Origin of the sequence: uncultured Alsobacter sp. (assembly GCF_945952055.1) — a bacterium.
GTDB lineage: Bacteria > Pseudomonadota > Alphaproteobacteria > Rhizobiales > Beijerinckiaceae > Alsobacter.
Genome location: NZ_CAMFHB010000032.1, coordinates 22870 through 49287, shown reverse-complemented (window position 1 = coordinate 49287; position 26418 = coordinate 22870). Strand labels below are relative to the sequence as shown.

The following is a 26418-nucleotide window of genomic DNA, read 5'->3' as shown; positions in this document are numbered from 1 at the left end:
GTCGGGGGCAGCGATGGCGCGCGCATCCGCTCCGGTGGCGCCCCCTCGCACCCTGGTCATCGCCTGCGGCGCGCTGGCGCGGGAGATCCTCGCCGTCATCGAGGCGAACCGCCTCGATCATCTCTCGGTGACCTGCCTGCCCGCGAGCCTGCACAACCGGCCCGAGAGGATTCCCGGCGCCGTCCGCCGGAAGGTCCGGGCCGGGCGAAAGCACTTCGACGCGATCGTCTGCCTCTACGGCGACTGCGGGACCGGCGGCGAGCTGGACCGGATGCTTGCCGAGGAAGGCGTCGAGCGCATCGACGGGCCACACTGCTACGCCTTCTACGCGGGCCTCGACACGTTCGAGGCGCTCGCCGAGGAGGAGATCGGCACCTTCTACCTGACGGACTATCTGGTCCGGCACTTCGACAGGCTGGTGTGGAAGGGCCTCGGGCTCGACCGGCATCCGGACCTGCGCGACGCCTATTTCGGGCACTACGTCCGCGTCCTCTACCTGGCCCAGACCGACGATCCCGCCCTCGACCAGAAGGCCAGCCATGCCGCCGAGCGGCTCGGGCTCGCCTATGCGCGGCGCTCGACAGGACTCTTGGGCCTGTCGGACTGGGCGCGGACGATCGCCCCCTCATCCCCCGGAGCACTGCATGGCTAGCCTGACGACCCTCTACTGGCGGGACATTCCCGCCCAGGTCATCGCCAAGGCCGGGAGGACGACAGCCAAGCGCGAGCTGCCGCTGCGATTCACGGAAGCGATCGACATGGCCGCCATGCGCTCGGGCGCAGCCGGGACCGACGACTACCTTTCGGCCTGGCGCCGGGGCGAGCCGCAGCCCTGCGGCGACGACCTGGAGGGGGAGGTCGCCGCTGCGGCGGCCCGTCTCGAAGCCGAGTACGACCAGGACCGCCTCAAGATCCTCATCGCCAACAAGGGCTTCGCCGCCCCCTGACGGACCTCCGGGCCATGCTGACCCCTGCCGCCTTCGAGCCCCGTGGCAAGCTCCCGCCCCGTGACGGTTCCTCACGCCTGCGCTTCTGGTCGGTACGCCATGCGCGCGGGCTGGAAAGGCTCTACGCCGCGTTCGAGCGCGTCTTGCGGGCCGTGGCTCCCTTGGCCCGCAAGATCGGGCTCGAACGGCTGGAGCGACCGGTCGCCGCGGTCGAGGCCACGGTGAAGGGCGCCCTGTTCGACTGCCGCATGTGCGGCCAGTGCGCCCTCTCCTCCACGGGCCTCTCCTGCCCGATGAACTGTCCGAAGAACCTGCGCAACGGTCCCTGCGGGGGCGTGCGCCAGGACGGACACTGCGAGGTCTACCCGCAGATGCCCTGCGTGTGGGTGCAGGCCTGGGAAGGCAGCCAGCGCATGAAGGGCGGCGAGGCCATCCGTACCGTGCAGCCGCCGATCGACCACCGGCTGAAGGGACGCTCCTCCTGGCTTTCCGTCGTCGCGCAGGCGGCTCCGGCCCCGGAGGCGAAGCCATGAGCCGTCCGCATCCAGACGACATCGGAGCGGAACCGCATGCTCCCCTGCCTCCGCTGCCGGGGCACAGTTCGCGGGGACGGCTGGAGCGGGTCCTGCGGCGTGGCGAATTCGCCGTCACCGCCGAACTCAACCCGCCCGACTCGGCCGACCCGGAAGACGTGTACAAGCGCGCGTCGATCTTCGAGGGGTGGGTCGACGGCATCAACGCGACCGACGGCTCCGGCGCGCACTGCCACATGTCGAGCGTAGCGATCTGCGCCCTGCTCACGCGGGTCGGCCACTCGCCCGTCATGCAGATCAGCTGCCGCGACTACAACCGCATCGCCATCCAGGGCAACGTGCTCGGTGCCGCGGCGCTCGGCGTGTGCAACGTGCTGTGCCTGACGGGCGACGGCGTCCAGTGCGGCGACCATCCCGAGGCCAAGCCCGTCTTCGACCTCGATTCCACATCGCTCCTGCAGACGATCCGCACGATGCGGGACGAGCGCAGGTTCCTCTCGGGCCGCAAGATCACCACGTCCCCCGACGTGTTCCTGGGCGCGGCGGAAAACCCGTTCGCTCCGCCGTACGACTTCCGCCCGCTCCGGCTGGCCAAGAAGGTCGAGGCCGGCGCGCAGTTCTGCCAGACGCAGTACTGCTTCGACGTCCCCCTGCTCGAACGCTTCATGGGCGCGGTGCGCGACATGGGCCTCGACAAGCGCTGCTTCATCATGGTCGGCGTGGGCCCCCTCGCCTCGGCCCGCACGGCGAAGTGGATGCGGGCGAATGTCGCGGGCGTGCACATTCCCGACGCGATCATCTCCCGGCTGGAAGGCGCCAAGGACCAGAAGGCCGAGGGCAAGCGGATCTGCATCGAGCTGATCCAGCAGATCCGCGAGATCCGCGGCGTGGCCGGCGTCCACGTGATGGCCTACAGGCAGGAAGAGTACGTGTCCGAGATCGTTCACGAGTCGGGCGCCCTCGCGGGCCGCACGCCCTGGCGTCGCGAATTCCAGCCGAGCTTCGAATCCGTCGAGACCTTGAGCGCGGGCTGACGTGCCCTACCCTTCAGGTTGACAAAACGTACGATCCGTTTTTCAAACCGAACAACGCCGGATCCGCCGGCCCGGAGGACATCATGACCGAAACAGTGCTCACATCCGAGAAGCGGAAGGTCGTCATCGGTTTCGAGCACCGGTTCGTGATGATCGGCGAGCGGATCAATCCCACGGGCCGCAAGCTGCTTGCCGCCGAGATGGCCGCCGGCGACTACAGCCGCGTCATCGCCGACGCCGTGGCGCAGGTCGAGGCCGGCGCGCAGATGCTCGACGTCAACGCCGGCATCCCGCTCGTCGACGAGCCGAAGATCCTCGCCGAATGCGTCAAGCTGGTGCAGGACGTCGTCCCCGTCCCGCTGTCGATCGACAGCTCGATCGTCGCCGCGCTGGAAGCCGGGCTCGCCGTCTACAAGGGCAAGCCGCTGGTCAACTCGGTGACCGGCGAGGAAGAGCGGCTCGAGCAGGTGCTGCCGCTCGTGAAGAAGTACAACGCCGCCGTGGTGGCCATCTCGAACGACGAGACGGGCATCTCGGAAGATCCGGACGTGCGCTACGCCGTGGCCAAGAAGATCGTCGAGCGCGCCGCCGACTACGGCATCCCGCGCGAGGACATCGTCGTCGATCCCCTCGTCATGCCGGTCGGCGCCATCAACGACGCCGGGCGACAGCTCATCCGCCTGCTGCGGCGCCTGCGCGAGGAACTGAAGGTCAACACGACCTGCGGCGCCTCCAACTTCTCGTTCGGCCTGCCGAACCGGCGTGGCCTCAACGCGGCCTTCCTGCCCATGATGATCGGCGCCGGCATGACCTCGGCGATCATGAACCCGCTCCACAACGAAGACATCCAGGCGATCCTGGGCGCCGACGTGGTGATGGGCAACGATCCGAACTGCGGTGCCTGGATCCGCAAGTTCCGCGAGCCTGCGCCCGAGGGTGCCGGCGAGGGCGCTGGCCGCCGCGGCGGCCGCGAGAATCGCCGCCGTCGGGAACAGGCCTGAGAGCCCGGGGCACCGTCGCTTGAGCACTCCCGCCGATCATCTCGTCGTCTTCACGCCGTCGGGCAAGCGCGGTCGCTTCGCCGAGGGCACGAGCGTGCTCGAGGCCGCGCGCAAGCTCGGCGTCGATCTCGATTCGGTGTGCGGCGGACGCGGGATCTGCGGTCGCTGCAAGATCGACGTCGCCGAGGGCTCCTTCTCCAAGCACGGCATCGAGAGCCGGGCCGATCACGTGACCGCCTGGAACGCGGTCGAGACACGCTACACGGGCAAGCGGGGCGACTTCGCGCCGGGGCGCCGGCTGGGCTGCCAGGCCAAGCTCTGCGGCGACGTGGTCGTCGACGTTCCGGCCGAGTCGCAGGTCCACCGGCAGGTGGTGCGCAAGCGCGCCGAAGCCCATCCCATCGAGATCGATCCCGTCGTAAGGCTCTGCTACGTCGAGGTGGCCGAGCCCGACATGCACGACCCGTCGTCGGACTTCCGGCGGCTGCAGGATGCGCTGGCGGCGCAGTGGAACCTGCCCGGCGTCACGGCCGACCTTCCCGTCCTGGCCGGACTCCAGAAGGCCCTGAGGGCTGGAGGCTGGAAGGTGACCGCCGCCGTGCGGCAAGGCTCGCGCCTCGTGGCCGTGTGGCCGGACCTGCGCGAGGTCGCCTACGGCATCGCGGTCGACATCGGCTCGACGACCATCGCCGCCCATCTCACCAACCTCGTCACCGGGGAGGTCGTGGCCTCCTCCGGCGTCATGAACCCGCAGATCCGGTTCGGCGAGGACCTGATGAGCCGGGTCTCCTACATCATGATGAACCCCGGCGGTGACCGCGAGCTGACGAGCTCCGTGCGCGAGGCGCTGGACGGCCTCGTCGGTGCGGTCACGGGCGAGGCCGGGATCGCCCGCGAGGACGTGGTCGAGGTGACCATCGTCGGCAACCCGATCATGCACCATCTGGTGCTGGGGCTGGACCCGGTCGAGCTGGGCGGAGCGCCCTTCGCGCTCACCATCGACGCCTCCTACGAGGCACCGGCCCGGGACCTCGGCCTGCGCATCGCTCCCGGCGGCTTCGTCTACGCGCTGCCCTGCATCGCGGGCCATGTCGGAGCCGACACCGCGGGCGTGGTGCTCTCGGAAGGTCCCTACCTCAAGGACGAGCTGACCCTGCTCGTGGACGTCGGCACCAACGCCGAAATCGTGCTCGGCAATCGCGAACGCATGCTGGCCTGCTCCTCGCCGACGGGGCCGGCCTTCGAGGGAGCGCAGATTTCGTGCGGCCAGCGGGCCGCGCCCGGCGCGATCGAACGCATCCGCATCGACCGCGACACGCTGGAGCCGCGCTACAAGGTCGTCGGCTGCGACCTGTGGTCGGACGAGGCGGGCTTCGACGAGGCCACCGCCGCGACCGGCGTCACCGGCATCTGCGGCTCGGGCATCATCGAGATCATCGCGGAGATGTACCTGGCCGGCGTGATCACCCAGGACGGTGTCGTCGACGGCGGCCTGGCATCGCGGACGCCCCGCATCGAGGCGAACGGGCGGACCTTCTCCTACCTGATCCGGGACGGCGAGCCGCGGCTCGCGATCACCCAGAACGACGTGCGGGCGATCCAGCTCGCCAAGGCCGCCCTCTATGCCGGCGTGAAGCTGCTGATGGATCGCTACGGCGTCGAACGGGTGGAGCGCATCACACTTGCCGGCGCCTTCGGCAGCCACATCGACGTCACCTACGCCATGGTGCTGGGGCTCATCCCCGATTGCGACCTGGTCAAGGTCGCATCGGCCGGCAATGCGGCGGGAACCGGTGCGCGAATCGCCCTCCTCAACGCGCGGTCCCGCGCCGAGATCGAGGACGTGGTCCGCCGGATCGAGAAGATCGAGACGGCCCTCGAGCCGGCATTCCAGGCCCATTTCGTCAACGCCATGGCCATCCCCAACAAGGTGGACGTGTTCTCCGAGCTCGGGAAGGTCGTCGTCCTGCCGGCCCCGCGCGAGGCCGACGGGCCGGGCGAAGGCGGACGTCGCCGTCGGCGTCGCGAAGGCTGACGCGAAATTCACAGCCAAAATCCGTCGTGAGGTCGATTGCCGCATGACTGACGTGGGCCGGTCCCATTTCAGCCACGGACCGGACGATCGTTGGGGGCAGCACGGTCTTGGCGCTGGCATCGCGGAAGAGTTGCCACAAGCTGCAACCTCCCCGTTGGTGACGCGTTAAGCCCGGGTTCAACTCACAATGGCGCCGCCGTTGAGCCCATGCTTGATGGCTGGTGCAAATTCTCCAAGGGAGTGTCGAATGGTCTCCGATCTGATGCGGACGCTCGAATTGAGCCTCGACCAGGCCAGCAACCGCGTGGCCTTCGTGGTGACGGAAGTTCCGCAGACCGAAGACCACCTCATGAGCTTCCTCGATGGCGCCATCGCGGCTGCGTCCAGGCATCGCACCCCGCTGGTCGAGATCCAGCTGAGCATGGATCGGTTCACCAGCTTCGGGGACACCTACTGGCACGTTCCCGTCACCGACAGCGGCAAGCCGGACGTCGTGCGCCTGGTCTTCGAACCCGCGCCCGCGATGGCCGCGGCGTGACCTGCATCGATTGAGAAAGCGTAACTTGGAAGAACGATCGAACCGCCTACCATCGCCTTGTCACGACGAGTGGCGATTGCTTCAACTTCCCCAAACCCCGCTTCGGCGGGGTTTTCTTTTTTGAACGGGTTGGCGTGCGCTGGCTGGCCCGACCCGGCTCGACGGTCTAAGCATGAACGCGGCGGTTCTAGCCGCCCTGCAACGGACCGTCATCATGCGCCACGCCCTCGCCCGGTTGATTCTCGCGATCCTGCTCGGCTTCACGCTTCAGGTCGCCAGCGTGCCGAATGCCGGTGCGCAGTCACCGCCGGCGGGTCTGTCCCAGGCCGACTTCGACAAGCTGGTGGATGCGATCAGCAAGTCCGTCGTCGAACGCCTGAAGCAGGAGGGGGCTGTGGGAACCGCGCCGGCCAAGGCCCCGGCGCCTGCGCCCGCGAACGCGGCGGAAGGCGACACGACCCGCGAAGCGGCGCGCTTCATCCAGCACGGCCAGGAGGTGGTGCTCGCGCTGCCCGCCTTCTTCCGCGAGGTGGCGCGCATTCCCGGTGAGCTGATGCGCGACGGCCGTGGCCTCGCCGCGTTCGCCATCCTGCTGGCCATCGCCTCCGCCATCGCCGTCCTGGCCGAGGCGGCCGTGCGCCGCGCCACCTCGCGCTGGCGCGAGGCGCTGGCGGCGAAGGCCGGGCCAGAGGCGGGACCGCCGGCGCTGGCCCGCCTGCTCGGCCTCGCCCTCATCGATGCCGCGGCGCTCGGGGCGGTCTGGCTCGTGAGCTATGGTGCGGTGGGAGCGTGGTTCTCCGGCAGCGACCTGCAATCCCGCCTCGCCGCCGGCATCCTCACGAGCGTCGTGTCCTGGCGGCTCTATCTCTTCGCCTTCCGGGTCGTGCTGCGGCCCGAACTGCCCGGCGCGCGCCTGGCCGCCATGGACGATGCCGGGGCGAAGCTCGCCTTCTCGCGGCTGTCGGCGGCGGTCATCGCCGTGCTGGCCGTCCGGGTCGTTCTGCGGCTCCTCATCGCCATCAAGAGCCCGTCGGAGGCGATCTCGGCGGGCCAGCTGATCGCCAACGTGATCATCCTGGTGTTCTTCGTGGGCGGCGCACGGGCTGCGGCCGGCCCGGTCGCGGGCTGGCTCTCCTCGCTCGCGCGCCCCGGCAGCGTGGCGGCCGCCATCGGGCGCCGCTGGCTGCTGGTGGCAATTCCGTTCTTCTGCGTGCTCGTCGCCGCCCAGGTCTACGGCGCGATCTCGCTGCGGTTCAGCATCCCCGCCGCCATGCTCTTCACCCTCAACACGGTGATGGGGCTTCTGCTGTTCGAGACGCTGCTCGGTGCCGTGTCCAGCCGGCTGGGCGGCGTCAGGGCCGAGCAGCCGGGCCGCCCCGCCGAGCCCCGCTTCGCCGACATGCTGGCCCGATGCCTGCGGGTGGCGGTCATCATCGGGGCGGTGGCGAGCGTGGCGCAACGCTGGATCGTCGATGTCGTGGGCCTCGTCGACGAGAGCCGCTGGAACGCGATGGCGATCGGATCGCTGCGCGCGGGCGGGACGCTCTTCGTCGCCTATGTCGCCTGGGAGCTCGTCCGCTTCTTCACGGACCGCTTCGTCGCCCGCAACGGCGCTGGCGGCCACCACGACGAGGATGCGACGCCGACCACGGCCACGCGCATGGCGACCATGATGCCGCTGCTGCGCATCGCGCTCGTCATCGTCATCTCGGTGCTCGCGGTGCTGATCGTGCTCTCCGAGCTCGGGGTGAACGTCACGCCGCTCCTGGCCGGTGCGTCCGTCTTCGGCCTCGCCATATCCTTCGGCAGCCAGACGCTGGTGCGCGACATCGTGTCGGGCGTGTTCTACCTCGCCGACGACGCCTTCCGCGTCGGCGAGTACATCGACTGCGGCAAGGCCAAGGGCACGGTCGAGGGCTTCACGCTGCGGTCCATCAAGCTGCGCCACCAGAACGGCCAGGTGCACACGATCCCCTTCGGCCAGCTGGGACAGATCACGAATTTCAGCCGCGACTGGACGACGGTGAAGTTCAACCTGCGCTTCGCCAAGGACACCGACGTCGAGAAGCTGCGCAAGGCGGTCAAGAAGATCGGCCAGGAGATGCTCGAGGACGCGGAGTTGCAGCCCGAGATCATCGAGCCCCTGAAGATGCAGGGCGTCGCCGACATCGCCGACAACGCCCTCGTGGTGCGCTTCAAGTTCACGGTGCGCCCGGGCAAGCCCACCTTCGTCCAGCGCGACGCCATCAAGCGCCTCATCCGCCTGCTCCCCGGCCAGGGCTTCGCCTTTGCCAACGCGATGGTGGCCGTGCAGACCATGGGCGGTCCGGCCGATCCCGCGGCCGCCGCCGCCGCGGCCGCCCAGAGCACGATCGCTGCGCAGGCCCAGGCGGAAGCCGCGGCCGCGGCGGCGCGATAGCGCCCGCCGAGGTCCGCACCCCGGCCTCCTCATCCCTCGACCCGGCCGCCGCGCGGCCGGCTCGGGGTGAGGAGGTATGGAGGCGCTGGAGGCTCAGGACTCCGCCGCCACCCCGAAATAGCGCCGCCGGGCGCGGTCGTAGCCGCCCGCCGTCTGCGGCTTCACGAAGAGCAGAACGATGGCCGGCGCCCGGGCGCGAACGGCGTCTTCGATGGAGGTCACCGCGGCCTCGATCTCCGGCGCCCGCAAGCCGTCGTCGAACTCGAGGCTCACCGAGGCGATGATCTGGTCCGGCGCGACATGGGTCGTCAGCACGCCGTTGGCCGAGACGACACCGGGCTCCCGGCGGGCCGTCTCGAGGATCAGCTCCACCACGTGCGCATCGGCCGGCTCGCCGATGAGCAATCCCTTGGTCTCCCGCGCCAGCAGGAGCGCGGTGACCGCGAGGAGACCGCCGATGGCGAGCGAACCGATGCCGTCGAACTCGGGCCGCTGCCACCACTGGCCGGCCGCGGTGGCGGCGAGCGCGATCAGGAGGCCGATCACCGCGGCACTGTCCTCCATGAGCACGGTGAAGGTCGCCGGGTCCTTGCTGCGGCGAATGGCCGACAGTAGCGAGCGCTCGGGATTGATCGAGCGGAACTGCTTCCAGGCCACCCACCAGGACGCTCCCTCGAACAGCAGGGACAGAGCCAGGACCGCATAGGCCACGTTGGGGGCCTCGATGGGTTCGGGCTCGCGCAGGTGGACGATGCCCTCGTAGATCGACACCCCCGCCCCCAGCGCGAAGACGAGCAGGGCGACGACGAAGCTCCAGAAGTAGATCTCGCGCCCATAGCCGAGAGGGTGGCGGGTGTCCGGCCGCCGCGCCGCGCGGTGCAGCCCGTAGAGCAGCAGGATTTCGTTGAACGTGTCGACGAGCGAGTGCACGGCCTCGCTGAGCATCGACGAGCTGCCCGTCCAGAAGGCGGCCACGCCCTTGGTGGCGGCGACCGCGAGATTTCCGAACAGGGCGGCATAGACCGCCGACCCTGCCGCATGGGATTGCGCCATCGAGGGGACCTCCGTCCCTCGAACGGCGCCGGACGCTCCCGCGTTCCGTTCAGCCCTTCACGGCGCCGGCGGTGAGGCCGCGCACGAGCGCGCGCTGGACGAGGGCGAAGAGCACCATCACCGGGACGATCGAGATGATGCCGCCGGCCGCCAGCGAGCCCCAGGGCAGCTGGAACTCGCCCACCATCAACTGCAATCCCACCGGCCAGGTGCGCGACCCCGTGCTCGTCGTCAGCATCAGGGCGAACAGGAACTCGTTCCAGGCGCCGATGGCGATGAAGACCGCGGTGGCGACGAGGCCGCCCAGCACGAGCGGCAGCACGACGCGGACCATGGCGCCGAGGCGGCTGGCGCCATCGATGCGGGCTGCGTCCTCGAGGTCGTTCGGCACGCTCTCGAAGAAGCCTTTCATCATCCAGATGAACACGGGCAGCAGGAAGGTCGTGTAGGCGAGCGCCAGCCCGAAGCGGCTGTCGAGGAGCCCCAGCCCCCGCATCAGGATGAAGAGCGGGATGATGATCATCACCGCCGGGAACATGCGGATGACGAGGTAGAACATCATCAGCTCGCGCCGGCCGAGGAAGCGGTAGCGCGCCACCGCGTAGGAGGCGAGCGTGCCGATGACCGTGCAGATGGCGACGGTGATGAGCGTCACCACCGAACTGTTCAGGATGAGCGTCGGGAAGTTCGACCGGGTCCAGATGGCGACGTAATTCTCGAAGGTGACGCGTCGCGGGATGTAGGTCAGCGTCGCGGTGACGATGTCCTCCTCCGGCTTCAGCGAGATGAGGAAGGCCCACACGATCGGGAAGACCGCGAAGATCACGAGCACCGCGACGGCGACCATCGCCAGCGCGTCCCCGATTTTCCGGCTTCGTTGGGTTCCGGCCATCGGCATGGTCAGTCCCTCATCACGTTGGACAGGCGGACATAGAGGTAGGAGAAGGCCATCAGGAGCAGGAAGAGCACCACGGCGACGGCACTGCCGGAGCCGAAGTTGAACTCCTTGTTGACCTTCAGGAAGGCGTGCAGGGACAGGACCAGCGTCGAGCGCCCCGGGCCGCCGCCGGTCAGGATCAGGATGATGTCGGGCGAGTTGACCAGGCTGATGACGCGCAGCACCACCGACGCGACGATGATCGCCTTCAGCTGGGGCAGCGTGACGTACCAGAACTGCTTCACCGGACCGGCGCCGTCGATGGCGGCGGCTTCGTAATAGTCGCTGGGGATGGCTTTCAGGCCGGCCAGCAGCAGCAGGGCGAAGAACGGGAAGCCGTGCCAGATCTCCACCACCAGGGCGGCGGCCAGCGCCAGGTCGGGATCGGCGAACCACGCCTTGTACTGGGAGAGGATGCCGACCTTCACCAGCATGTCGTTGATGACGCCGAGGCGCGGGTCGAGCATCAGCGCCCACATGTGCCCGGCCACGACGTTGGGCAGGAACCACGGCAGCAGCAGCAGGACGGACGCGGCCCGGAAGCCTGGCAGGTCCTTGTTGAGGAGCAGGGCGGCGGCGAGGCCGAGGCCCAGTTCGCCGACGACGGCGCCGACGGTCCACACCACGGTGTTGCGCAGCGACAGCCAGAACACCGGGTCGTCGGCCATCGCGTAGTAGTGCTTCAGGCCGACGAAGCCGGTCCCGAGGTCGAGGCGGTTGAGCCGCATCTCGCGGAAGCTGAGCCCGATGCCCCACAGCGTCGGATAGAGCACGACGGCGAGGATCAGCACCAGGCTCGGCACCAGGAGCCAGTAGGCCCAGAAGCGCGTCTCCGAGAGATCGCCGAGGCCCGGCAGCCTCCGTCGCCGGGATGGACCGGTGACCGCCTTGCCTGCGAGTCCCCCTGTGGCGTCCATGCTCAGACCGACTCGATCGCGGTGCGCTCGACCCAGGCCCAGTCGATGTCGTGGCCGACACCCGGTTCGTCGCTGACCGTGAGGATGCCCTCCTTGATCGCCAGCTTGCCGAGTGTCTTCAGGTCGGCGATCTGCTCGGCATTGATGACGAGCTGCTCGTAGTAGTCGTTGATGCGGATGGCGGCGCAGAGCTGCGCGTTGGCGAGCCCCATGCCGTGCACCTGGCACCGCATGCCGTGGCTGTCGGAGAGATGCGCGATCTTCATCGAGCCGGTGAAGCCGCCCTTGTAGTTGGTGTTGACGCGCGTCATGTCGAGCGCGCCCATCTGGATCCAGGTCGCCATGTTCCAGTGGCAGCCGTCGGAGGTCTCGGCGGCCAGGACGGGGATGTCGAGCGCGTCGCAAAGCTTGCGGTAGGAGTTCAGCTCGAACTCGCGCATCGGCTCCTCGTACCAGAGGAAGCCGCACTCCTCGAGCACGCGCCCGAACCACATCGAGGTGACGTAGTCCCAGCCGGCCGATCCGTCGAACATCAGGTCGGCGTCGGGGCCGGTCCACTTGCGCAGGTTGCGCGAGAGCTTCGCGTCCTCCTTGGCGTCGCCCCAGGCGTGGAGCTTGAAGGCGGTGAAGCCCTCGTCCATGCTCTGTTTGATGTAGCGCTCGTACTCGTCCATCGTGTCCCAGGTGACGGTGGACGCGTAGGCCGGCACCTTGTTGGAGTTGCCACCGAGCAGCTGCCAGAGCGGCATTCCGGCCTTCTTCGATTTGATGTCCCAGGCGAGCTGATCGACGAGCCCGAGGTGGGTCATCATCATCTCGTCGATGCGGTCGAGTTCCCAGATCAGGTGCCAGAGCCGCTCGGTGGCCAGCGGGTCGGCGCCGATCAGGCTCTTCAGGCGGTTGTCCGTGAGCTGCATGAGGCCGCGGGCGTAGCGCGCAGAGCCCTCGATCTCAATGCCGCCGACGATGCCCTCGTCGGTCTCCATGCGCATGACGGCGGTGACCGGTGTGCGCCCCGGCCTGAACGCGTCGTGCGAGCCCATCAGGCCGTTGCGCCAGCGGTAGCGGTGCTTCGGGGGCGTGGTCTCGAGGACGAAGCAGCGAATGTCGGTGATGCGCATGGGTTTCTCCGTGGCGGGGAGATCCTGCGTCCTTCGACACGGCTGCTGCGCAGCCTGCTCAGGATGAGGACCGTTGTGTGTGTGCAGCGCTCAAAAAGGTCCTCATCCTGAGCAGGCGCCGGAGGCGCCGTGTCGAAGGATGCGGGACCTGTCGGCGGCTACGATGCCTTCTGCGGGGCCTTGGGCGCGAGCCTGGTCCCGCCCCACGAGGCCGCATGGCGGGCCATGTCGGCGGGGAGGAATTCGCCGGACGCGCCTCCCTCCAGGTCGAAGTTGTGCCAACGGTCCTCGCCGCGGGCGAGCATGGCCTTGTCACGCACGCCGCCGGCCTGCTTCACGTGGGCGCCGACGTAGCGGATCGCGAAGCCGATGCGGCGGTGGTTGGACCGGTTGGGTTCGGAGTTGTGGGCGATGTCGACGTGATGCAGCGACATCTCGCCGGGCTTCAGGACCACGTCCACGACCTTGTCGAGATCGACGTCGACGGCGATCTCCTGGCCGCGGGAGAGCAGGTTGTCCTGCGCCCAGGTTTCCTTGTGGGCCATGATGCCGCCCTTGTGGGTGCCGGGCACCACGCGCATGCACCCGCTCTCGACGGTCGAGGGCGAGAGCGCCACCCACGCGGTGACGATGTCGGAGGGTTCCAGGCCCCAGTAGGTCGCGTCCTGGTGCCAGCTCACATAGGCGTCGGACTTCGGCTCCTTCAGGAAGAAGTTCGCGCCCCACACGAGGATGTTGGGACCGATGACGCCCTCGACGGCATCGAGGATTCGCGGGTGCTTGCACAGGTCGGTGAGCAGCTTCGAGACGTAGTAGCTCTTGTGCAGCAGGAGCCCCTTGCGCAGGTCCGGGGACAAGGCGTCGATGCCCTCCACGGCCTTCAGGAAGGTCGCGATCTCGGCGTCGTCGAGCACCCTGAAGGGGAACAGCACGCCGTTGTCCTTGTAGGCCTGGATCTGGGCCGCGCTCAGGGAAGTCGCCATCGTTCGTCTCCTCGTGCCGGGGGCAAGGCGGGGCGGCCGGAGCCGCCCCGGCGTGTCGTCACCTCAGGGCGGCTTCGAGGCCCTTCATCATGGCATCCACCGCCTGTTCGGCGGTCTGGCGGCCCACCAGCACCTTCTGGAACTCCGGCAGAACCACCGTCTCGGACCAGCCGGCCACGCCCACGAAGGTCGGCGGCAGCTTGCCGAAGGTGGTCGTCTCGACCGCCGCGGCGTAGAGCGGATTCTTCTGGATGCGCTCGTCGGAGGCGACCTTGGGCGAAGACGGGAAGTAACCGGTCTCCTCGAGGAAGGCGATCGCCGGCTCGGGCTCGGCCCAGTAGGAGATCCAGTTCATCGCCGCGTCGACCTTGGCCGGGTTGGCGATGCCGTTGAACAGGTAGGTGAGGCGCGCCGAGCGGCCGCCGGGGCCGGCCGGCATGGGCAGCGTGCCGAACTGCTCGGGCTTCAGCGCCGCCTGGATCTCGGTGAGGGATCCCGTGTGGTGCCAGACCATGGCCGTCTGGCCGGTCTTGAAGGCCTCCATGATCTGCCGGTAGCTGTCGTTGGGCGCGCTCGCCGGCACCACCTTGTGCTTGGTCAGGAGTTCGGCGTACCAGGCGACCGCCTCGGTGGCCTTCTTCTTGTCGATGGCCATCTTGCCGTCGACGACGATCGGCGAGCCCCAGGCCTCGATCATGTCGATGACGTACTTGAAGCCGCCGGCGCCGCCGCGCAGCGAGAAGCCGAAGCGGTTCTTGGACGGATCGGTCACCTTCAGCGCCGCCTCCTGGAACTCCGCCATGGTCTTGGGCGGGGCGATCCCCTTCTCCGCGAACCAGTCCTTCCGGTAGTACATCCAGTCGACGAAGGTGAAGGCGGGGATGCCGTAGATCTTGCCGCCCACCGTGGAGCCGGCCCAGGCCTGGGCGGGATATTCCGCGTAGCGCGACCACTTCTTGATGCGGTCCGAGAGGTCGACGAGCGCCCCCATGGCGACCAGGTCGGAGGCGCGCTCGGCCACGACCATGCAGGTGTCGGGCTTGGAGTTGGCGACCACCGCGGCCGTCATCTTGGACATGTACTCGGGGTTCGGGATGTTCTCCTGGGTGACGGCGATGCCGGGGTTCTTCTGCTTGAAGGCGGCCATCACCCGCTCGAGACCCTTGAATTCGGTCGTCGAGGTGAAGTGGTGCCAGTAGTTGAGGCTGGCGTTCTGGGCGAAGGCGGACCGCGGCATTCCGGTCAGGAACGGCGTGGCAGCAAGGCCCCCGAGGACCTGTCGGCGATCAAGGCGCATGGCGTTTCTCCCCTCTCGTGCGGGCTCGCGCCTTCGTGGGCGCGGCCGGTCTGGTTCAGTCACGGGCTCAGGCGGATGGGCGATGAAGCAGGCGGCGGCGGCAGGTCGTCCGCGCCCTGGATTTCGGGGCAGGCATGGACCCTGCGGGCCTCCTCGCTGAGGACGAGGCCGTGGCCCGGCCGCTCGGGCGCAACGGCGTAGCCGTCCTTCATCAGGACTGGCTCCTCGACGAGGTGGTTGTAGTTCTGGAAGCTGTACTCGATCCAGTGCGCCTCCGGCAGCGCGGCGGCCATGTGGATGCCCAGTTCCAGCATGGTGTTGCCCAGGCTCACCTGGATGCCATGCTCGGCCGCGAGCCAGCCTGCCCGCATCACGTCCGAGGGCGTGCCGTGGACATTGAGGATGTCGACCCCGCGTGCCTCGATCAGGCGGCGCTTGCCGCGCAGGTCGAGATACTCGCCCGAGTTCACGTGGACCCAGGGCGCGCCCTCGCGCACCTCGCGCAGTCCGTCGTAGTCGTCGCGGATGACCGGGTCCTCGGCCCACAGGATGTCGAAGCCCGCCCGCCGATACGTGTCGAGGCGGCGGATCGCCTCGCGGGGCGACCAGGCCTCGTTGGAATCGATCATCACCGGCCCGACGTCCCCGACGGCGTCCTTCAGGAGCCTGAGCCGGTGCAGATCCCACTCGACGTCGGGATGGCCGACCTTGATCTTGAAGCCGCGATGGCCCTGGGCCGCCGCCTGCGTGAACAGCTCGACGTAGTGCTTGTCGCTCAGGTGGTAGTCCAACCCGCTGGCATAGGATCGGACCTTGGGATCGGTGCCGCCGAGCAGCCGGTAGAGCGGCAATCCCGCCTGCTGCGCGGCGAGGTCCCAGCAAGCCTGGTTGATGGCCTCCTCGAAGGGCAGCGCCATGCGCCGGGCATTGCCGCCGCGCGGGCGCGAGATCTTGTGGATCAGGCCCGCCGGCGGCTGGCCCTCGAGCCCCGGCCAGGCTTCCTCGCGGAACACGCGCTCGATCTCGGCCAGGTTCGGCAGCGGGTGGAAAAGGCTGAGGCCGAAGCCCAGCCCGGTCTTGCCGCCGGCGTGCAGCTCGAGCGTGAAATTGTGCGCGAAGGCGATATGGACCTGGCTGTCGCCGATGACCCGGTCGCGCCTGTACTGGAACCGCGTGAGGCGATAGCCCTCGATCCGCATCCCGTCGTCTCCCCTGGTGCGCTCTGCCGCGGCTTTGCGCTCTGCTTTTGCTTGGCGCCCTGTTTTTCAGTGGCGCAATCTGATAGATCAGTTGGGATGAAAGATAGATCACATATGCTGGCACTCGCAAGCGCCAATCCTGCCGAGCCGAACTCGGCCGATGTCGGCGGGGGCAGTCTCAGCGACCTAGCGCGCGACCGCTTCATGCAGGCGCTGTTCGACCGGCGCCTGGAGCCGGGCGCCTTCGTCTCGCAGCAGGATCTGGTGCGGCTCCTTGGAGTGCCGGTCGGTCCGCTACGCGACGCGCTGCGCGTCCTGCAGACCGAGGGCTGGCTGACGATCCACGCCCGCTCCGGCATCGAGCTGCGCAAGCCGGACTTCACGCTGGTGCGCAACTCCTACCAGCTGCGGCTCATCCTCGAGCGGGCGGCCATCCGCACCTTCGCCGAGATCGCCTCGGTCGAGCGGATGCAGGAGATCGAGGAGCAGCACCATGCCGCGATCGATCGCGTGCGCGGCAAGGAGCTCACGGTGGACGCGGCGCGCGATCTCGAGGAGATGGATTTCGGCTTCCACATCACCGTGGTCAGCATGCTCGACAATCCGCTCGCCGAGACGGCCTACAAGCAGGCGCAGCGCTTCGTGCAACTGGTGCGGCTCGATCGCGAGTTCCGGCTGTCGTCGCCGATCGTGATCCGCACCATGAACGAGCACCTCGACATCCTGAGGGCCTGCCGCCAGCGCGATCCGCAGGCGGCGGAGGCGGCGCTCGAAGTGCATTTCGCCCGGGCCATGCAGCGGGCCATCGGCTTCTTCTGAGCATTCCGTTTCGGCCGGAGCAGCCGTGCCGCCCGCGCGGTTGACGGACATGGTCACCGTCCCCGATGGTGCGCGGGCCGCTTCGCGCGGAGACATCCGGGACGTTCAGCATGACAGACACGACTGCCGATTTCCTGGGCCGCCTCACCGCCGCCCTGCCCTCCGGCACGGTCGTTCCCGGCGCCGAGGCCCCCGAGCGCTACTGGCACGACTGGAGCGGACTCGCCCCCGTGCGGCCTCTCGCCGTCGTGCTGCCCCGGGAGACCGAGCACGTCGCGGCCACGCTGCGCCTGTGCCACGAGGCGGGCATCGCGGCCGTGCCGCAGGGCGGCCTCACGGGTCTTGCCGGTGGTGCCCATCCGATTGCCGGCTGCGTCGTGCTCAACCTCGAACGCATGAATGGCGTCGAGGAGGTGGACCCCGTGATGGCGACGATCACGGTCAAGGCCGGCACGCCGCTCGCCACGGTGCAGGCCGCGGCGGAAGAGGCCGGCTTCGCCTTCATGCTCGACCTCGGCGCGCGTGGCTCCTGCGCCATCGGCGGCAACATCTCCACCAATGCCGGCGGCAATCGCGTCATCCGCTACGGCATGGCCCGCGAGCACGTGCTGGGGCTGGAGTTCGTGCTGGCCGACGGCACCGTCGTCCGCTCGCTCAACAAGATGCTCAAGAACAATGCCGGCTACGACCTCAAGCAGATGCTGATTGGCTCCGAGGGCACGCTCGGCGTGATCACGCGCGCCGTGCTGCGTCTCCAGGCCAAGCCGACCACCGTGTCCACGGCCCTGTGCCGCGTGGCCGACTACCCCGCCGTGCTCGCCCTGCTCACCGGCGCGCGCAAGCGGCTGGGGCCCTCGCTCACCGCCTTCGAGGTGATGTGGCCGAGCTTCTACGAGACGATGTATGGCGGGCTGCCGCAGTTGCGCCGGCCCTTCGGGACGGCGGGCGACATCCACGTCATCCTCGAGGCGAGCGGCTTCGATCCCGGGCGGGACGCGGAGCGCTTCGAGGAGTGTCTCGCCGCGCTCGTGGAGGACGGCGTGCTGATCGACGTGATCGTCGCCGGCTCGGAGCGCGAGACCAAGGAGATCTGGGCGGTGCGCGAGAGCGTGTCGGAGTATGGCCGCGTGCTGGGCCGGATCATCGCCTTCGACATCGGCCTGCCGACCACCACGATCGGAGACTTCGTCGAGCGCGCCATCGCCGCTCTCACCGCGCGCTGGCCCGACGTGCGGGCCCTCACCTACGGCCACATCGGCGACAGCAACCTGCACCTCGTCGTCAACGTCCCCTCGGCGGGCCAGCACCAGCCCGAGCACGAGGTGGACGACCTCGTCTACGACATGGCGGGGGCCGCGGGGGGCACCATTTCGGCGGAGCACGGCATCGGGACCGTGAAGAAGCCTTACCTCAACCGCAGCCGGACCCCCGCGGAGCTCGCCACGATGCGGCGGCTGAAGCAGGCGCTCGACCCGAAAGGCATCCTCAACCCCGGAAAGGTGGTGTGAGGGCGGAATAAATCCGTCTCCGCGGTGTTGGCCACCGCGAGCGAAAGCCCCTGGCGCCGCTCGCAAAAAGGTGAACGGAGGGACAGCTTGGCAGTTGTTGCCCAAGCCCTAGGTTTGCCGAGGTTGTAAAGCCCACACCCAGAGGGGGAAAAGCCATGTCCATCACTCGTCGCACCGTCCTGGCCGGCACCGCAGCCGCCGCCGGGGCAGCCCTCGCGGGCCCCGCCCTGGCCAAGGCGCCCATGTCGGGCCAGCAGAACGCGGGCTTCCATCGCTTCAAGATCGGATCGTTCGAGGTCATCGCCCTCCATGACGGCGTCGCCGTGCGCGACATGCCGAAGGGCTTCGTTCGCAACGCCTCGGACGCCGACGTCTCGGCCGCCTTCGCGGAGCTCGGCCTGCCGGCCGACAAGCTGACCATCACCTTCACCGCCCTCGCCGTGAACACGGGCGACAAGGTCGTGCTGTTCGACGCCGGCAACGGCGGAGCTGGCGGGCCGGTCGGCAACGTCGCCAAGAACCTCGCCGCCGCCGGCATCCAGCCGGGCGACGTCGACGTCCACGCCTTCAGCCACTTCCACGGCGACCATATCGGCGGCGTGAAGGCTGCGGACGGCAAGCTCGTGTTCCCCAACGCCGAGATCGTCGTTCCGGACGCCGAGTGGGCGTTCTGGATGGACGACGCCAAGATGAACAACGCGCCCGAGGCGATGAAGGGCGGCTTCCAGCTGGTGCGCAAGCAGTTCGCCGACATGGCCGGCAAGGTCCGCCGCCAGAGCTGGGAGAAGGAAGTCGTTCCGGGGATCACCGCGATCCAGGCCGACGGCCACACCCCGGGCCACACGGCCTACCTGATCTCGTCGGGCAACCAGCAGATGATGTTCGTGGCCGACATCACCAACCACCCGGGCATCTTCGCCCGCCGCCCCGAGTGGCAGGCGATCTTCGACATGGATCCGCAGCGCGCGATCGACACCCGCAAGCGCCTGCTCGACCGCGCCGCGGCCGACAAGATCCGGCTGTCGTTCTACCATGCCCCGTTCCCCGCCACGGGCTTCGTGGTGAAGGACGGCGCGGGCTACGACTTCCAGCAGGCCCTCTGGCAGAACACGCTCTGAGCCGAGGCTCACGAGCCGACACGCTCGATGCCCGCCGGGGTCACCCCGGCGGGCTTTTTCGTTCCAGGCGCGCGGCTCTCCCTTTCAGTCCCGCGTCAGGCGGCCGCCGCGATGGGCCATCTGCATGTCGTTGTCGTAGGTGTTGGGAGCCCTCTTGCCCGGAAGGTTGGCGTCGAGCACGAGCGACTGGACCGTGCCGAGCGAGGTCTGCACCTCCATCAGCGGCTGGTCCGCCCGCAGCTGCCACATGCGATAGACCGACTGGCCGGTCTTGCCGTCCTGGACCGCGTCGAAGCCGCAGCCCACGGCAGGCTGGTCCCCCTCGCCGCGCAGCATCAGCAGGCGCGGCTTGTCGAAGCGGTAGCAATGGCCTTCGTAGGAATAGCCGTAGGCCACGACGATGGAGCAGTCCGCCGGACCCAGGGCCTGGGCCGGTTTCCTGGAGGCGGCCTCGCTCCACAGTTCCAGGCGAAGGACCGTGCGCTCGGACGCCGCGACGGTGCTCGCCGAGGCCTTGACCTCGCCGTAGGGAGCCGCAGTGGTGTTGAGCTTGACCCCGTAGATCGTCACGCCGTCGGGCATGAAGGTCGGCGGGGTCTGCGGAGCCGGAATGTCGCTGCTGTCGGTCATGGGTGTCCTCCTCGGTCGATGGTTCAGATGATCTGGCGCCAGGCGAAGCAATCCTCGATCTGGGCGACATAGGTGCGGGCGCGGCCGCGCGATGCCGCCTCGAGGAAAGCCTCCGCGGCGGTGGCGAAATCGAGGGTGTCGGGGTCGAGCCGGGGCCAGGACCCCAGCAGGGCTTCGCCAATCACGTCGCGGGCCTCGGCCAGCGCGCCCTTCAGGCCGAAATGGCGCAGGGCATAGTCGCCGCTGTCCCCGCCCAAGGCCCCACGGATGTCGGCGTCCGACAGCTCCCGCCGGAGATCCCGGAACGCGCGCGGATCGATGCCGGACAGCCCGCGCTCATAGGCCAGCGTCTGGTGGATCTCCACCAGCGCGTCGAACAGCGCTCCCGCGAAGGGCTTGGACCGGTCATGCACCTCGGAGCCGACGTCGGAGAGCTTCAGGCTGTTGCTGAAGGAGCGGATCCGGCGTTCGTCGCTGATCTCGGCGAAGCGGTCGAGTTCGTTGTGAACGAGCAGGTTGCCGCGCGTTCGCCTGAGGATCCGATCCATGGCGGTGTCGAACTGCAGCAGCCCGAGGAGCGCGACCATGTCGGCCGCCGCCTCGTGGTAGGCGAAGAAGTCAGGGCCCGCCTTTCCGCGCGGCGTGCCGGCGATCCCCATCAGGATGAGGTGGCCCGTCTCGTGCGCGATCGCATCGAAGTTGAGGGCATGCGGAAACGGGCGGCCGGTCTCCGCAGTCTCGCCCATCTCCAGGAAGCCGAAGCCGGAATGCGCGTTCTCCCATCCGGGGATCACGGGCACGATCTCCAGCCGATCGTAGGTGGGCTCGAAGAACCACGGCACGGGGCGGCCCAGCCAGGACTCGCAGACGTCGAGGACGCGGCGGACGCAGGCATAGACATGGGCGGCGAGGAAATCCTCGCTGGCGGGATCGAGATGGTCGAAATGGCCGTCTGGACCGGGTTCGACCGGCGGCAGGCGCGGGCCGCGCAGCGGCGGCAGGTCGGGATACCGGTAGGGACGCTTGGCCCGCGTCGGAGACGCCACGTACATGCGGCGATCCTGGGGCCCGGCCCGGACCTCGCCCGGCGCCACGGACAGCCAGACGACCTCCGGACGCTCGTAGCCCGGCACGAAAGGCGGCTGGGGAAAAACGAGGAAACGGGTCCCCAGCCGTGCACCCGCACGCGCAGCAGACTTCGGTTCCGCGGTGTCGGACATCCGGCGCACCCCCTCGCCCGAATGCAACCTATGCGGGAGTCTGGGCGCTGATCAACTGGAGACCGCGATCGCGCATCGCGTCCCACAGGCCGGCGGCATCGAGATCGGCGGCCCAGGCTTCCGTGAGCCGGAAGGGCGGCGGGGGGCAGAGCGGCGCGGGGGCGCCGCCCGTCGCCAGCAGGCGCAACGCGGCGCGGGCGTCGTCGCTCTTGCGCGACACGGCGCCGGTGGCCAGCCATGCGGCGAGCCGGTCGATATCCGCCCGCGCCAGGCGATGGCGCGCCTCGTCCAGGATCCTGTCGTAGGTGCGGTCGACGAAGGGGAGCGCGCGGGCCACCGACACCAGGTCACGGCACACCTGCGGGTCGAGGACACCGGCGCGGCGGGCCCGCGCCAGGGAGGCGCGCACGTCGATGAGCGCGTCGGACAGCGCCGCCGAGCCCAATTCCTGGGGCGCCATCGCAACCGCCACCTCGTCGTCGTCGGCCAGCGTCGTCGCGCGGTACCAGCGGAAACAGAAGCCGATGCCCACCATGCCACAGGCTTCGAGTTCTGCGGCCCGCAGCGCCCCCATGCTGGCCGCGCCATAGACCTTCACGCCGGTGGCCAGCGCGAACAGGATCTCCTTGTGGCGCACCGCGGGACGACGCGCGAAGACGCCGTCGATCAGCAGGATGGCCCGGGGAGGCCCGTCGAGCACGGCCCTCGCCACGTCGCCGGTCGCGGCCGGCGGACGATAGTCGGCCGCCAGGATCGAGCGGGCCTCGTCCAGCGGCAGCGAGGGTCCCAGGAACACGACCACGTCAGACGCCATACCGGCCCTCGCGCGGATCGGTGTGCAGGGGCGGCGCCACGACGCGCACCACCGCCAGGGGCAGCTCCGGGACGTCGGCCAGAGGCACCGCCATGACCCGGCGGGCACCCAGGAGGCGCAAGGCCTGCAGGCTGGCGGAGAGCCGGTCGCCCTCGGGCATCGGTGCCTCGACGGGCACGGGGACGCTCCCGGAGGCGAGCGTCAGGCGCCAGCGCGCGAGCTGCTCGCGATCGACGCCCGGAGCATAGCGGTCGGACGTCAGATCCTCGCGGGCGGCGGCGATGGCCGTGAGGCGCGCCTGGCAGGCCTCGAGCACCGCCCGCATGAGCGCGCCACCCTCCGTCAGGTCGCAGCCAAACCCCTCCGCGGGCAGCGGGGCGAATTCGTCACCCCGGCCGTCTTCCATGACGTGGCACCAGTAGACGGGCAGGGGAGCCGGCACGCGCCAGGCGCCGACCACGAGCCCCGCCTCGTGCAGGCGGTGCACCAAACCGGTCACGGGCGCCGCTGCCGTGGCGATGTCGACCTGGTGCCGGTCGAAGAAATGCGGCCTGCGACGGGCCCGCCACAGGGCCTCGCGCTCCACGCATTCGAGCGCGGCATGGGTGGCGGCGTGATGCCAGGTGGGGCCCGCGCCGAGCCCGGTGGTGGTGCGCACGAAACAGGACGGATGCGGCGACGGCAACGTGTAGACGGTGTCGACGAGGGCCAGCGGAACGGCACCCGCACGGCCGTCCAAGAGGTCGACAGCCTGGATCCAGCGCGTGCCGGCGGGCGGTCCATCGTCGGGCCACAGGGAGGACCAGGTCTCGATCTCGTCGTCCGCCGGAGCGCGAGGTGGACCGGCACGGTCCGGCGCGCGTTCGGCGGCCCAGGTCTCGATGGCTTCGAGCACGGCTGACAAGGCCGCTTGCGTGGAGTCGGTGCCCTTGCCCTGGGTGACGGCATTGGAAAGCGCGAGCGGCCTGACGGCCTGGACGACCGGCAGGCCGATGCGCCCGAGCCGCGTGACGGAGCCGACCCGCGTGATGCCGAAGGCGGCGCGTCGGCGCAGGAGGCTCGCCAGGAGCGCCTGGGGACCGGGGGGCGCCCGGTCGTCGGCCTGCCCTTCGGCGAGACGTCGCAGCGCCTGCAGCGCGACGACCTCGTCAATCATCGGCGGAGCCGGCCTCCAGCGCCGCCAGGTCGGCCTCGGCGCGGCGCACCAGCGCGATCGCGCCCTGCTCGCGCGCCGTGTCGCGGGCCCGCACGAGATCGAGCCGGACCATCTCGCCGGGTTGCCCGAGCGCGCGCGCCAGCGAGGCGCGGGTGCGGTAGAGTTCGGCGAGCCAGAACAGCTGGCCGACCGCCTGACTCTTGGCGATGGCGTCTTCCATCAGCCGCATTGCCTCGGCATGCCGGCCCGTCCGGGCGAGGATGGCGGCCCGCATGTCCGAATAGATCGGCAGGTTTTCCTCCGTGCCGATCCTGCGCTGCAGGTCGTAGCCCTCCTGGAAGCGGCGCATGCCCCGCTCGGGATCGTGCGCCATCGCCTCCGCCCAGCCCCCGAACAGGAGCGCCTTGGCGCGGCCGCCGGGCATGGCGTGCTCCGCGGCGATGGCCTCCATCCGGTTGGCGAAGTGCAGCACCGCGGCATGGTCCTCGCGATAGCGGTTGAGCACGACCGCGTAGTCGAGAGCGTGGAACAGGCTGCCGACGTGGTCGATCGTCTCGCCCCAGGCCAGGCAATCGGCGATGGCGGCCTCCGATCCGTCCGGATCGTCCAGGAACCACAGCGACAAGGCCCTCTCGCCCAGCCCGCACACGCGCGCATCGTGCCCGCCATAGCGCGCACGGTTGCGGTCGGCCCGGCCCGGGTCGTACAGCGCCAGCCCGCGGTCGACGCAATCCAGACAGAAGTCGTGCCGTCCGCCGTGGAACGAGGTGGCCCAGGCACAGTGCAGCGACTGGAGGCGCACCTCCTCGTCGTTCACGCCTTCCATGTCGTCCAGCAGGATGCGCGAGCGCACCTGCTGGGTGGCGAAGTCGGGCGCCGTGAACCACCAGCCCCAATAGAGGGCGAAGTGCTCCTTCTGCAGCGCGTCGCCGCGCCCCCGGCACAGTTCCACGGCCGCCTCGTAGACGCCACGCGTCTGCGGCGAACCGCGGCCGTGCAGCGCGGCCGCGACGACACCCCGCAGTTCGAGAACCTGCAGGAGCCGGCCCGCGCGGTCGTCGTCCTTCGGCAAGGCCTCGAGCTGCTGCTCGGCGAGCGCCAGCAGGCGGTCGGCCTCGGTCATGGCGCAGCGGATGACGCAGGCTTCCGCGGCGCGCGTCGCGTAGCGCGCGGCGGCGTCGGCGAGGCCGGCCTCGACGCCGTGCCACGCCGCCACGTCATCGGGGATGCCGTGCGTGCCGCCGTCTCCGATCAGGGACACGATGCGGGCGTGGATCTGCCGGCGATCGGCCTTCAGCAGGCTGGCATAGGCCGCCTCCTGCAGCAGGGCGTGGCGAAACCGCAGCACCGAGGCTCCGGCGTCGCCGGGCTGCAGGACGCCATGGCCGAGGAGCGTCGCCACCTCGCCGCCCAGCCGCTCGTCGTCGGCCGTGCGGTCGAACAGGCGCGCCAAAGTCTCGATGCCGAACTCGCGCCCCAGCGCGCTGGCGATCTGGGCCGTCCGCCTGGCCGGCCCGAGGTCGGCGAGGTGAGCCGCCACGAGGTCGTTGAGCGACACGATGCCGCTTTCGCGCCAGAGGGCCTGCCATTGCGCCGCGTCGGCCGGCGCGTCGCCCAGGCGCTGGCGCATGAAGGCCAGCAGTTCCTCGGCATAGAGCGGCAGTCCGTCGCTCTTGGCATGGGCGAAGGCGGCGATTCCCGCGGGCGAGTCGGGCCACACGGACGCCACCAGGTCCGGCATGGCCGCGGGCGCGAGCCCGCCAAGGCGCAGCACGTCGACCCCCGGCGCCTCGCGCAGGTCCGCTTCGGCCGCGTGACGCTGCGTGAGCACCAGGAGCACGGGCGCGTCGGCGACCCTGTCGATGAGCTGCCGCACGAGCTCGAGCGTGAGGCTGTCGGCCCAGTGGAGATCCTCGACGACGAGGAGGCCAGGCCCGCTGCCCGGCACGAGCAGGGCGGCGCTGGCCTTGATGACACGGGTCCGGAACTTGGCGCCGCTCAGGTCTCCGGTCAGCAGGTCGGTGGCGCTGCGCTCTCCGCCGGTCCCGGCGAAGGCGGCGAGCGCGTCGAGATCCTCCGTCGGGGGCGTGAGCCCCGCACCGCGCAGCCGGCGGGCGAAGCCTTCGCCGTCCAGGCCCGTCAGTTCGCCGACCTCCGAGCGCAGCATGTCGACGAGCGGATGGAGAGGCTGGTTCTCGCCGTGGGGCTGGCACTGCAGCATCTGGATGCGCGCGCCCTGCACCTTCCTGCGCAGCTCCGCCACCAGGCGCGACTTGCCGATGCCGGCGTCGCCGCTGATGACCAGTGTCCCTCCGCGACCCTTCAGCGTCGCGTCCCACGCCGCTTCCAGGCGGGCCAGTTCGGCCTCTCGCCCTGCGAGGGGAGCCTCCGGACGCCGGAACGTGGCGAAGCGATCGAGAACGGGTCGGGCCGCCAGCGGGCGCCATGCCCGCACGGCCGCGGGGAAGCCCTTGAGAATGCGATGCCCGGCGGGTTCGTAGTCGAAGGCGGCCTTGGTCAAGGCATAGGTTTCGTCGGAGACGAGCACGCTGGCGGGATCCGCCTCGCCCTGCAGCCGCGAGGCGAGGACGATCGCCGTCCCGACGAGATCGCCGCTGTCGCGCAGCACCACCACCGTTCCCGTGGCGACACCGACGCGCACCTGCAGGGCCGTGGCGAGGCCCGGGGCCTGGCTCCATTCCGACACGATGGCCAGGGCCGCGTTCACGGCCCGCTCGGCGGCGTCCTCCGCCGGCCGGGGATAGCCGAAATAGCTGCTGCCGCCGTCGCCCACCGTGCGCTCGACGGATCCGCCGTGGCGGCGGACGATCTCCGCGATCCGCCCGTGCAGGGCCCCCATGAGGCGCGCGAAATCCTCCGGATCGGAGCCGAGGAGGTGCTCCGTCGAGCCGACCACGTCGTAAAACAGGGCCGTCAGCTGGCGGCGCTCACCGCCCAGCTCGAAGTTATGCGACGCTCTGCCCCCGAAACCGATGGTCATGCTCGCAATGGTAGCATGGTCGCGAGCCCTACACGCAACGAGGCAATCGACCCGGGCCATGCCCCAGGGGCTGTCCGGAGCCGCGTGCCAAGCGGTGCCGGAGCCCTGCGGACCGGCACCGCGCCGACGCCCCGCGGG

The 26418-nt window shown here is 69.6% G+C and carries 23 protein-coding genes; 11 read left to right on the top strand and 12 right to left on the bottom strand.

Going from position 1 to position 26418, the window contains the following annotated elements:
- The first annotated feature begins 13 nt into the window (after window positions 1–13).
- From Q0Q47_RS21000 to Q0Q47_RS20965, 8 genes are all read left to right on the top strand, one after another.
- Window positions 14–652, top strand: coding sequence for a DUF1638 domain-containing protein (locus Q0Q47_RS21000; RefSeq protein WP_293864243.1), 639 nt, complete (start codon window positions 14–16; stop codon window positions 650–652).
- Entirely contained in the window at window positions 645–947 is a 303-nt protein-coding gene (locus Q0Q47_RS20995; protein ID WP_293864240.1) for a virulence factor, read from the top strand. Before Q0Q47_RS21000 ends, Q0Q47_RS20995 begins: the two co-directional genes overlap by 8 nt.
- Before the next feature lie 14 nt (window positions 948–961).
- A complete protein-coding gene (locus tag Q0Q47_RS20990) occupies window positions 962–1480 on the top strand; it encodes a methylenetetrahydrofolate reductase C-terminal domain-containing protein (protein WP_293864237.1) in 519 nt (172 codons plus the stop codon).
- The gene (locus tag Q0Q47_RS20985; protein ID WP_293864234.1) at window positions 1477–2514 is read left to right on the top strand and encodes a methylenetetrahydrofolate reductase; all 1038 of its coding nucleotides are present in this window, start codon (window positions 1477–1479) and stop codon (window positions 2512–2514) included. Before Q0Q47_RS20990 ends, Q0Q47_RS20985 begins: the two co-directional genes overlap by 4 nt.
- Before the next feature lie 83 nt (window positions 2515–2597).
- Window positions 2598–3515, top strand: coding sequence for a dihydropteroate synthase (locus Q0Q47_RS20980; protein WP_293864231.1), 918 nt, complete (start codon window positions 2598–2600; stop codon window positions 3513–3515).
- A gap of 19 nt (window positions 3516–3534) precedes the next feature.
- The gene (locus Q0Q47_RS20975; RefSeq protein ID WP_293864228.1) at window positions 3535–5550 is read left to right on the top strand and encodes an ASKHA domain-containing protein; all 2016 of its coding nucleotides are present in this window, start codon (window positions 3535–3537) and stop codon (window positions 5548–5550) included.
- Between the two features lie 247 nt (window positions 5551–5797).
- The gene (locus Q0Q47_RS20970) at window positions 5798–6088 is read left to right on the top strand and encodes a hypothetical protein (RefSeq protein ID WP_293864225.1); all 291 of its coding nucleotides are present in this window, start codon (window positions 5798–5800) and stop codon (window positions 6086–6088) included.
- A gap of 214 nt (window positions 6089–6302) precedes the next feature.
- A complete protein-coding gene (locus tag Q0Q47_RS20965) occupies window positions 6303–8507 on the top strand; it encodes a mechanosensitive ion channel domain-containing protein (protein WP_293864222.1) in 2205 nt (734 codons plus the stop codon).
- A 93-nt stretch (window positions 8508–8600) separates the two neighbouring features.
- On the opposite strand, the gene Q0Q47_RS20960 is transcribed toward Q0Q47_RS20965, so the two are convergent.
- The 7 genes from Q0Q47_RS20960 to Q0Q47_RS20930 form a co-directional block, all read right to left on the bottom strand.
- A complete protein-coding gene (locus Q0Q47_RS20960; RefSeq protein ID WP_293864219.1) occupies window positions 8601–9560 on the bottom strand; it encodes a cation diffusion facilitator family transporter in 960 nt (319 codons plus the stop codon).
- Window positions 9561–9609: 49 nt separating this feature from the next.
- A complete protein-coding gene (locus Q0Q47_RS20955) occupies window positions 9610–10407 on the bottom strand; it encodes a carbohydrate ABC transporter permease (RefSeq protein WP_293864216.1) in 798 nt (265 codons plus the stop codon).
- Window positions 10408–10460: 53 nt separating this feature from the next.
- Window positions 10461–11414, bottom strand: coding sequence for a carbohydrate ABC transporter permease (locus Q0Q47_RS20950; protein WP_293864213.1), 954 nt, complete (start codon window positions 11412–11414; stop codon window positions 10461–10463).
- A gap of 2 nt (window positions 11415–11416) precedes the next feature.
- Window positions 11417–12535 (bottom strand): enolase C-terminal domain-like protein, encoded by a 1119-nt coding sequence (locus Q0Q47_RS20945; protein WP_293864210.1) that lies wholly within the window; start codon window positions 12533–12535, stop codon window positions 11417–11419.
- 158 nt (window positions 12536–12693) lie between these two features.
- A complete protein-coding gene (locus tag Q0Q47_RS20940; protein WP_293864207.1) occupies window positions 12694–13518 on the bottom strand; it encodes a phytanoyl-CoA dioxygenase family protein in 825 nt (274 codons plus the stop codon).
- 58 nt (window positions 13519–13576) lie between these two features.
- Window positions 13577–14815, bottom strand: a complete 1239-nt coding sequence (locus tag Q0Q47_RS20935; protein WP_293864204.1) for a sugar ABC transporter substrate-binding protein — start codon at window positions 14813–14815, stop codon at window positions 13577–13579.
- A 59-nt stretch (window positions 14816–14874) separates the two neighbouring features.
- Window positions 14875–16014 (bottom strand): mandelate racemase/muconate lactonizing enzyme family protein, encoded by a 1140-nt coding sequence (locus Q0Q47_RS20930; protein WP_293864201.1) that lies wholly within the window; start codon window positions 16012–16014, stop codon window positions 14875–14877.
- 114 nt (window positions 16015–16128) lie between these two features.
- Here Q0Q47_RS20930 and Q0Q47_RS20925 point away from each other — a divergent pair, with 114 nt between their 5' ends.
- From Q0Q47_RS20925 to Q0Q47_RS20915, 3 genes are all read left to right on the top strand, one after another.
- Complete coding sequence (locus Q0Q47_RS20925) at window positions 16129–16833, top strand: GntR family transcriptional regulator (RefSeq protein WP_293864198.1); 705 nt, start codon at window positions 16129–16131, stop codon at window positions 16831–16833.
- A gap of 110 nt (window positions 16834–16943) precedes the next feature.
- Window positions 16944–18341 (top strand): FAD-binding oxidoreductase, encoded by a 1398-nt coding sequence (locus Q0Q47_RS20920; RefSeq protein ID WP_293864195.1) that lies wholly within the window; start codon window positions 16944–16946, stop codon window positions 18339–18341.
- 155 nt (window positions 18342–18496) lie between these two features.
- On the top strand, window positions 18497–19459 hold the full coding sequence (locus tag Q0Q47_RS20915; RefSeq protein WP_293864192.1) for an MBL fold metallo-hydrolase: 963 nt from the start codon (window positions 18497–18499) through the stop codon (window positions 19457–19459).
- Between the two features lie 84 nt (window positions 19460–19543).
- Here Q0Q47_RS20915 and Q0Q47_RS20910 read toward each other — a convergent pair whose 3' ends face one another.
- From Q0Q47_RS20910 to Q0Q47_RS20890, 5 genes are read right to left on the bottom strand one after another with little or no spacing between them, the layout of a single operon-like run.
- On the bottom strand, window positions 19544–20089 hold the full coding sequence (locus Q0Q47_RS20910; RefSeq protein ID WP_293864189.1) for a hypothetical protein: 546 nt from the start codon (window positions 20087–20089) through the stop codon (window positions 19544–19546).
- A 23-nt stretch (window positions 20090–20112) separates the two neighbouring features.
- Window positions 20113–21309 (bottom strand): hypothetical protein, encoded by a 1197-nt coding sequence (locus Q0Q47_RS20905; RefSeq protein WP_293864186.1) that lies wholly within the window; start codon window positions 21307–21309, stop codon window positions 20113–20115.
- A gap of 28 nt (window positions 21310–21337) precedes the next feature.
- Window positions 21338–22123 carry a TfuA-like protein gene (locus Q0Q47_RS20900; protein WP_293864183.1) on the bottom strand — a complete coding sequence of 262 codons (786 nt, stop codon included), beginning with the start codon at window positions 22121–22123 and terminating at the stop codon, window positions 21338–21340.
- Complete coding sequence (locus tag Q0Q47_RS20895; protein WP_293864180.1) at window positions 22113–23279, bottom strand: YcaO-like family protein; 1167 nt, start codon at window positions 23277–23279, stop codon at window positions 22113–22115. The genes Q0Q47_RS20900 and Q0Q47_RS20895 overlap by 11 nt, the downstream gene beginning before the upstream one ends.
- Entirely contained in the window at window positions 23272–26280 is a 3009-nt protein-coding gene (locus Q0Q47_RS20890) for an AAA family ATPase (RefSeq protein ID WP_293864177.1), read from the bottom strand. Before Q0Q47_RS20890 ends, Q0Q47_RS20895 begins: the two co-directional genes overlap by 8 nt.
- Window positions 26281–26418 lie beyond the last annotated feature (138 nt).